The following is a 1062-nucleotide window of genomic DNA, read 5'->3' as shown; positions in this document are numbered from 1 at the left end:
CTGAAGTTTTACAGTTAAGGAATGCTTATATCAATGAAGGAGTTGTTACATCAAAGTCTATTAATGATGCTACTCATGTAGCGGCTGCTACAATAGCTAGAGCGGATGCAATCATATCATGGAATTTTAAACATATTGTGCGCCTAGATAAAATGAAAGGCTATAATCAAATTAATTTACTCAATGGCTACGGGATTTTGACTATTATTTCTCCTTTAGAGGTAACAATTGATGAAGCCAACGACAATTAAAAAAAGTTTTGACTGTTTAGCTTTTAAACAAACCAGTCAAGAAAAAATGGCTGAAGACATGAAAAATCTCAGCTATTCAGATCAGATTGAATATCTTCAAAAAAAGATTAATGAAAGTGATTTAAAGTTATGGTGGGAATCCATCAATAACAAGAAATAAGGCGCATTATACTCTGTTAATGCACCCGATAAGATGAGCTACTAGAAACTCCATAAAAAAGACAAAAAAACGTTTGCAGATAACCGAATTATCCGAAAATTAATTTTTTCAAATCCTCAAATATTCTGACAACCTCTGATCCTAGTAATGCTTCTAAAATCCATCTTGCTACTACTTTAATCCACTCCATAAAAGAATGTGTACTGGAAAGAACGGCTTTCTTTTGAGACACAGAAAGTTGACGAAAGCGTTGGATAATTTCTTGTTCTTCAGGTGTTAATTCCATAAAGTATAGCCTCTTGATAAGTATTTAATATGATGTGGTTTTAGGATTTAAAATAAACTTTTAAACCAGTTCCATAAATCTTTAACAGCACCAGAAATTTTTTTCCATATTTTTGGAATCTCTGTCTTAATCCATGTTAAAAAACCATTTTCACTGTTCTTCAAGGCATCTCTCTTAGACTGAGATAATCCTCGAATTTTATCTATAAAGTATTGTTCATCTTCAGCCAAATCTTCGTACTTTAGAGTCATAAAAAACCTCGATTTGTTTGGGTTATTGTAAAAATTTAAACCTTTCTATTCTTTCGAGTATAAAATTAATATAAGTAGCTGGTTATAATTAAATTAAAAATGGATTTTAGGTTC

General features: G+C 31.1%; 3 protein-coding genes and 1 pseudogene. 2 read left to right on the top strand and 2 right to left on the bottom strand.

Going from position 1 to position 1062, the window contains the following annotated elements:
* Positions 1-251: pseudogene (locus MICAI_RS16990) on the top strand (hypothetical protein); the annotation flags it as partial.
* Positions 232-411 (top strand): hypothetical protein, encoded by a 180-nt coding sequence (locus tag MICAI_RS16985; protein ID WP_002747316.1) that lies wholly within the window; start codon positions 232-234, stop codon positions 409-411. The pseudogene MICAI_RS16990 and the gene MICAI_RS16985, both read left to right, overlap by 20 nt.
* A gap of 88 nt (positions 412-499) precedes the next feature.
* Here the strand turns inward: MICAI_RS16985 and MICAI_RS16980 are convergent, their stop codons facing one another.
* Together MICAI_RS16980 and MICAI_RS16975 are read right to left on the bottom strand one after the other, a co-directional pair.
* Positions 500-697, bottom strand: coding sequence for a hypothetical protein (locus MICAI_RS16980; RefSeq protein ID WP_008205015.1), 198 nt, complete (start codon positions 695-697; stop codon positions 500-502).
* Between the two features lie 47 nt (positions 698-744).
* The gene (locus MICAI_RS16975) at positions 745-948 is read right to left on the bottom strand and encodes a hypothetical protein (RefSeq protein WP_008205013.1); all 204 of its coding nucleotides are present in this window, start codon (positions 946-948) and stop codon (positions 745-747) included.
* Positions 949-1062: the final 114 nt, after the last annotated feature.

Source organism: Microcystis sp. T1-4 (assembly GCF_000297435.1).
Lineage (GTDB): Bacteria > Cyanobacteriota > Cyanobacteriia > Cyanobacteriales > Microcystaceae > Microcystis.
Note: the sequence above shows the minus strand (reverse complement) of the source record. Positions and strands in the feature narration are given on the sequence as shown.